This window comes from Bacillus sp. AP50, from assembly GCF_040492675.1.
Lineage (GTDB): Bacteria > Bacillota > Bacilli > Bacillales > Bacillaceae_G > Bacillus_A > Bacillus_A cereus.
Map to the genome: position 1 here is coordinate 1 of NZ_JBEUTW010000459.1, position 6038 is coordinate 6038.

A 6038-nucleotide genomic window follows, 5' to 3' on the forward strand; every position below is an offset into this window, starting at 1 on the left:
AACTAACACTGTAAGAAAAACTGCAATCCCAGTTTTAATCACTCTTCCCCCAACGATATTCCATTTTCTATCTTAATTTATTTTTTATATCCTTCATTTCTATTTCATTTTATATACATATATTGTATATTATTAAGATAAAAAAACCTACTACATGAATATTCAAGAGTAAGTTTTCTATCTCATTATTTCATTATAGACAAATGCATTATTATTTGTTGGCCTATTGGTCCCATTCTTCTAAAACCTTTATCTTGGAAGCCGACTTTTGCATATAAATTTTGTGCAGGAATATTTCTTTCATTCACAGCAAGTACAACTTCATTTTTTATTGGAAAATAACGTTTTACAAACTCTTCTAATAATAACAATGACTTTTTAGCGAATCCTTTTCTTTGTCTATTGTGATTAATAGAAAATGATGTTAAAAGTAAAGCATCCTCATTATCTGTGAACTCCTTTACTCTATCTCCCGTTTCCAATGCGAAAAGACCCACCGGTACCCCATTGTAATCTAAAATAACAATCACATTTTTTGTACGATCACTTTTTGCTTTCTCCAGTAATGCGCTTGGATCTGATGTAAACTGAACTTGTTCACTTGGTAAAGTAAATGTTTGTATAACTTCTTTATATTTCTCCTTATACGGAACTAATTGAATTTCCCCTGTGTGTATGTTCATGCTAAACTCTCCCATTTTTTAGCTTATTAACTTATACCTTGCTGTGCTTTTGAATGCACTCTTCCATCTAAAAAGGTAATTTCAACAAATGAATTTGGATTGTTCCCTTTCCAAGCAAAAATTTGTTTAATTTGTGTAGAATGTTCTACCCCTTCTTCTATAAGTAAATCTCCTTCAAAACCAATTAAATCTTTCACTTCTGTATAAGTCATCCCTTCATTTATACTCGAAAAATGATTTATATTGATAGACTCTTTCTGTTGCCTTTCCATCACAGTAGAAGAAGTTGCTGTTTGATTTTTCACTTCTTTTCTCTGTTCACACGCTGTCATACTGAAACCTAAGCATAAACCAAACAATATACATGCGCTTTTTTTCATCATAACAGTTGTCCCTCCCATCATAATTAAACCATATTTTTCCTTAAAAATAAACTGAATATTTAATATTATATTTAAAAACCTCGTACAATTAAGTACGAGGCTAATTTCATTTATTCAAATGATTATTTGATTGATCATTCTGTTCTTTTCTTAACTCTTGTTCTTCATCTTTTGGTAATTGTTTATCATTATCCTTAATTGGATTCGTTTCTCTATTTTCTATCATATCATTTGGAACTTGTGGCATTACTCGGCCCACAATAGCGGCTAATTCATCTAGTATACCTTCACCTGTTTTTCCTTTTTTAATTTGCTTTCCAATTTGTTTGAGCCGTTCATACGTATCAACATCTGCTACAACGACTGCATTAGCACCGTCAGGGTCATTTTTTAAACTTTCTGCAACAGAGTATTTAATTGATTCAACTCGAGTTCGATCAAGTTTTGCTTTGACATCAATACCTACAATAGCATATTTTCCAACAACGACCGCGGTTGCATCATTCACACCTGGCACACTTGCCGCTAAAGATGCTAAATGATCTGCTGCTTTTTCATTTGGCTTATTTGATTTATTCGTATAATTAACATTTTTCATTGAAACATTTTTTTGTTCCGGTTTTTCGTTTGGATTGTCTTTTTTTCCAATACTGCATCCAGTTATAACGAAGCAAAGCATCAATATATATATTAGAGTTTTCATTATTTTCACCACTTCACTATTAAGGTTTAATCATAAATTTTTTCAACAGCTTGCATTTTCTTTACCTTTTCCTCGGCCCCGCTATTAGCATTAATGAATATTTGGTACGTATCTTTTCCTAAAGTGCCTACAAATTCATAGCAAAGTACTTCATTATGCAAATCATTGACTACTAAAGCTTTACGTTCTTCCATGACTTTTACATCCGGATTGATTTTCTTTCTTGCTTCTGCTGCAGTTAGCTTTGCCGATGGAACTGTTCGCTTTTGATGTGACGCTAAATATTCTTTTGCGGAGAACCCAACGATAGAACCATCATCTAAAGCAATTTTCATTTGGATTGCTTCTGGATAAATTCGTACTCCATTTTCATTTACTACATACGTAAATACACCAACATTATCATATTGAGAGCTATCATAAAGCTCCATATTATTAAACTTATGGTCCTTTAAAAATTTCAAACCTTTACTACCTGCATCGTTTAAACTAACTTTCTGTTCTTTAATTTCGCGGTTATTCATAACCCAAATTGGATATCCGCCTTTTCCGGTAATATCCATATAGAACTCGTTGTTCGTTGCTTCATCTTTAATTTTCACACTATAGAAGGATTCTTTCGCACCTTTTCCGCTTTTCTCAACATCTACTTTTTCATTTCCTTTTAAATTCAAAAACGATTTGGCAATTTTCGCCGCTTCATCTTTAGAAATTGCCTTTCCTTCCGCTTCAAATCCGCCTTTTTTATTTTTTTGCGCACTTGTAAAGGTCGGTCCGAAGTTTGTAGAAGAATATGATGTTACGTTTTTCTCTACAGTTTTCAATCCATCAATAATTGTGTTATCTGCTGGATCGCGATTTGATGCAAGTGCCATTTCTACATCCATCCAGCGTAAATTATTTTTCAAAACAAGATGTTGTACTTTTCTTAGTTCATCTTGTATATTTCCTGCATTTGAATATAAAGTTTGCAACGTTTTATATTCTTGCTCATTTAACGGTTCTTTTTCTAAATCACGAATGGCTGCACGGTAACTAAAATCACCGATATTCGCTAAAAATTCTTCCGTTTTATTAAATGGCATTAATGTTAAAGGAAGTTGCCCTACATCTGAGCGAGCTTCAGATGTTAAACGCCATACATCCGCTAATGCAGGTGATAAAGATGATCGTGAATTCATCGCAAGTGTTGTGCCAATTTTATCGTGTAATAAATCGACTTCGTATGCTAAATCATGGAATGCACGTTGATAGCTATTTTCCGCTCGAATTAAAACTGCATTTTTCTCTTGGTGCTCTTTATAGCCCCAATAGCCTGTTCCTACTACACCGACTGTTAATAATACAATGATAATACCTCGTAACATTGTCCCACCTCCGCTCTATTTACAGAAAATATGTTTACCGATTTTTTTAATTTGTGGACGAGTCCAAATCCATTTACTAGTCGCGGTATCTGGATTGAAATAATATAAAGCATTTCCTGTTGGATCCCATCCGTTAATCGCATCTAAAACTGCTTTTTTTGCTGTTTCATTTGGCGTTAAATATATTTGCCCATCGGCTACCGCTGTAAATGCTCTAGGCTCAAAGATTACACCTGAAACAGTATTTGGGAATGACGCACTTGTAACACGGTTCAAAATGACAGCAGCTACTGCAACTTGTCCTAAATATGGTTCACCGCGTGATTCTCCGTATACTGCGTTTGCCATAAGCTGAATATCATTTTGAGAATAACCGTTCGGAACATTTGTCCCTTTATTTTGAGGTGGTTTATTCTCTTGTGCAGTGCCACCGCTATTTCCTTTATTCGTTGTCGTCCCTTTATTAGCAGTTGACTTGTCATACTTCGTTGCCTTCACGAGCATTTGCTTCGTTTTAGCTCCAGCTAAACCATCAACGGGTAATCCGAATTTCTCTTGAAAATTCCGAAGTGCCCAATATGTACCCCATCCGAAAACACCATCCACTTTTCCCGTATAAAACCCGTTATATTTCAAACGAGATTGCAGTTCAATGACATCTTCGCCAGATGCTCCTCTTTGAATAACTTGATTAGAAAAAGCTTCTACATTCTTTAATTGTATACTACTGACCATTAAAGACAGTCCTATGAACGCAAGTAAAACTGCTATTTTAAAAATAGCTTTTTGGCGCATAATTTTCCCTCCTTAATTACGGAAATGATTTCTTGGTTATGTTTTGTAAAAGCCTCGCTTTTATGTAAAGAAGACAAAAAAATCCAAACTAATATCGTTGAAAAAATATGTAAACAATATAAAAAAGGATAAAAGGAGTTCATCATGAAAAAATTGTTAAAACGTGTCGCACTTGTCATTCTGTTCCTAACAACATGTTCAAATATATATACAGGCTCATCAATTGTTCATGCGCAGCCGCCGTATGCCAAATGGGGTAAACTTGCCGTAGAAAAGACGAAAGAACAATACCCAAAAGCAGAAATTATTGACTATCTTCATATAGGTAGAAAACCAAAAACAGTTCAAATAACTGTTGAAAAATTTAAATTGTGGTTACGTGAGAACGGAAAAGAATACGGTGTTTTTGTTGATGTAGAATTTGAAACGAAGACGGAGAAATTTATAAAGTTGTCGTTTCAGAAGACGAGTAGATAAAGTGAAACCTTAATCAGTGGGGGTTTTGTTCATCTCCCACTAATCATCAGCCCTCACCAATCGGACTTTTACGGGCAGCCCGACAAATAGCTGGATAAAGTGAAACCCCCACTGTTAAAAACAGACACAGTGGGGTTCTTGCATTTCTAAAATTCTTTTCTAAAGTTTCGATTCCCTAAAAATCTTACCAATATACAAATAGCACCAATTACAACTGCTATCCCTATACTGTATAAAAGTACTTTACCATATCCACCTATTCTCGGATCTAAAAACGGATATGGATACCAATTCACGATTGGACCACGTATTAAGCTATATACAACGTAAAAAAACGGGAATAAAAGCCAACTTGCAGCTTGTTTCCAAGTGATTTTCTTAATAGGTGGATTTAAAATCCAATCTAAAAGCATTGTAATCGGCATGATATAATGTAGCACAGTATTTACCCATGGTATTGCCGTTTGAAGTGACTCTTCTAACCCTCTTAGTAACAAAAAATAAACGAGTCCTGTCGTAAGTATATATACCGTCGCCGCACCACGAAGTATACTAAACTGCTCTGAGCGACCAAATGTAGCTGTTCCGATACTACTTAAAAGGAGAATACATGCAACTAAAATGTTACTTTCGATAGTAAAGAAACTAAAAAAGTTAACTGGATTGAACGGTTTCACTTGTGCCCTGATTATGAATTGCGTAATAATGGCGCTACATACTAGAAGACTTAAACAGAATCTAAATAAAGATAAAATTTTTTCATCCTTCATACATTCCCTCCTTTTCTTATATATAATTAGAATTTCCCTGTACATGCTCAATAAATAGTTTTAATGGAACGAGCCCACGTTTTGGCATATGACTACTTATAATAGCTACTACTTCTAACTGAGGAATGATAACGATGTATTGTCCGCCGTATCCCATAGCGAAATATATACAATACGGTATGTGAAATCTTTCGGTATGTAATACCCACCAGTGATATCCATATGCGCCGACATGTTCATATGTTTCAAAATGCGCCCTACTTGACTCTTCTAACCATTTCGCTGATACAATTTCTTTTTCATTCCAATATCCATTTTGCAAACATAATTTTCCTAATTTTAATAAATCGGTAGATTTCATTTTCATACCGAAGCCGCCGACATATATACCCTGCGGATCTTGTTGCCACTCGTATTCGTTAATTTCTAATGGATTAAATAAATATTTCTTTGCAAACCGCTCTGTCGACATTCCAGTAGCTTCTTGAATAATATAGCTCAGTAAATGAGAAGAACCTGAATTATAATTCATTTTTGTAGCAGGTTCTTCAATTATTGGCTTTTCTAATATGTACTGTACCCAGTTCTGTGATTCTACAAAGTCATTTGGGAATACTACTCCATTCCCAAACTCTTTCCAGTCCTCACCAGTAGTCATTGTTAATAAGTGATATAGTGTTAAATTATGTTTTCCCCTAGGTACATTTTCAATCCACTCTGTGATCGGTGTATGTATATCATTTATATAGCCCTTATCAACTGCAATACCAATTAATAAAGATACGATACTTTTTGTAATCGAATTTATTTTATATAAGTTATTTGCACATTCGGGTGTTTTATAATACTCAGTTGTTAAT

At 34.3% G+C, this 6038-nt stretch carries 8 protein-coding genes; 1 reads left to right on the forward strand and 7 read right to left on the reverse strand.

The annotated features are described in order from the left end of the window. Positions 1–185: 185 nt before the first annotated feature. From ABWK52_RS24570 to sleB, 5 genes are all read right to left on the reverse strand, one after another. Positions 186–698 carry a GNAT family N-acetyltransferase gene (locus ABWK52_RS24570; RefSeq protein ID WP_002061531.1) on the reverse strand — a complete coding sequence of 171 codons (513 nt, stop codon included), beginning with the start codon at positions 696–698 and terminating at the stop codon, positions 186–188. An 11-nt stretch (positions 699–709) separates the two neighbouring features. Then, a complete protein-coding gene (locus ABWK52_RS24575) occupies positions 710–1066 on the reverse strand; it encodes a hypothetical protein (RefSeq protein WP_000976435.1) in 357 nt (118 codons plus the stop codon). Between the two features lie 106 nt (positions 1067–1172). After that, the gene (locus ABWK52_RS24580; protein ID WP_000854054.1) at positions 1173–1769 is read right to left on the reverse strand and encodes a YhcN/YlaJ family sporulation lipoprotein; all 597 of its coding nucleotides are present in this window, start codon (positions 1767–1769) and stop codon (positions 1173–1175) included. 26 nt (positions 1770–1795) lie between these two features. Beyond that, on the reverse strand, positions 1796–3136 hold the full coding sequence (ypeB, locus tag ABWK52_RS24585) for a germination protein YpeB (RefSeq protein WP_000943727.1): 1341 nt from the start codon (positions 3134–3136) through the stop codon (positions 1796–1798). Between the two features lie 15 nt (positions 3137–3151). Then, positions 3152–3931: a spore cortex-lytic enzyme gene (gene sleB, locus ABWK52_RS24590; RefSeq protein ID WP_001249053.1), complete on the reverse strand. Its 780-nt coding sequence runs from the start codon at positions 3929–3931 to the stop codon at positions 3152–3154. A 144-nt stretch (positions 3932–4075) separates the two neighbouring features. Between sleB and ABWK52_RS24595 the strand changes: the two genes are divergently transcribed. Then, the gene (locus ABWK52_RS24595; protein ID WP_000734903.1) at positions 4076–4408 is read left to right on the forward strand and encodes a DUF3889 domain-containing protein; all 333 of its coding nucleotides are present in this window, start codon (positions 4076–4078) and stop codon (positions 4406–4408) included. Between the two features lie 146 nt (positions 4409–4554). Here the strand turns inward: ABWK52_RS24595 and ABWK52_RS24600 are convergent, their stop codons facing one another. Together ABWK52_RS24600 and ABWK52_RS24605 are read right to left on the reverse strand one after the other, a co-directional pair. Further along, on the reverse strand, positions 4555–5178 hold the full coding sequence (locus ABWK52_RS24600; protein WP_000650952.1) for a Pr6Pr family membrane protein: 624 nt from the start codon (positions 5176–5178) through the stop codon (positions 4555–4557). Between the two features lie 16 nt (positions 5179–5194). Next, positions 5195–6038: serine hydrolase domain-containing protein (locus tag ABWK52_RS24605; protein WP_353772197.1), on the reverse strand; the 844-nt coding region annotated here is incomplete at its 5' end.

Bases quoted from the DNA above. Each gene is read 5' to 3' on its own strand.
- ABWK52_RS24570 (WP_002061531.1), bottom strand. From the start codon at position 698: ATGGGAGAGTTTAGCATGAACATACACACAGGGGAAATTCAATTAGTT.
- ABWK52_RS24575 (WP_000976435.1), bottom strand. From the start codon at position 1,066: ATGATGAAAAAAAGCGCATGTATATTGTTTGGTTTATGCTTAGGTTTC.
- ABWK52_RS24580 (WP_000854054.1), bottom strand. From the start codon at position 1,769: ATGAAAACTCTAATATATATATTGATGCTTTGCTTCGTTATAACTGGA.
- ypeB (WP_000943727.1), bottom strand. From the start codon at position 3,136: ATGTTACGAGGTATTATCATTGTATTATTAACAGTCGGTGTAGTAGGA.
- sleB (WP_001249053.1), bottom strand. From the start codon at position 3,931: ATGCGCCAAAAAGCTATTTTTAAAATAGCAGTTTTACTTGCGTTCATA.
- ABWK52_RS24595 (WP_000734903.1), top strand. From the start codon at position 4,076: ATGAAAAAATTGTTAAAACGTGTCGCACTTGTCATTCTGTTCCTAACA.
- ABWK52_RS24600 (WP_000650952.1), bottom strand. From the start codon at position 5,178: ATGAAGGATGAAAAAATTTTATCTTTATTTAGATTCTGTTTAAGTCTT.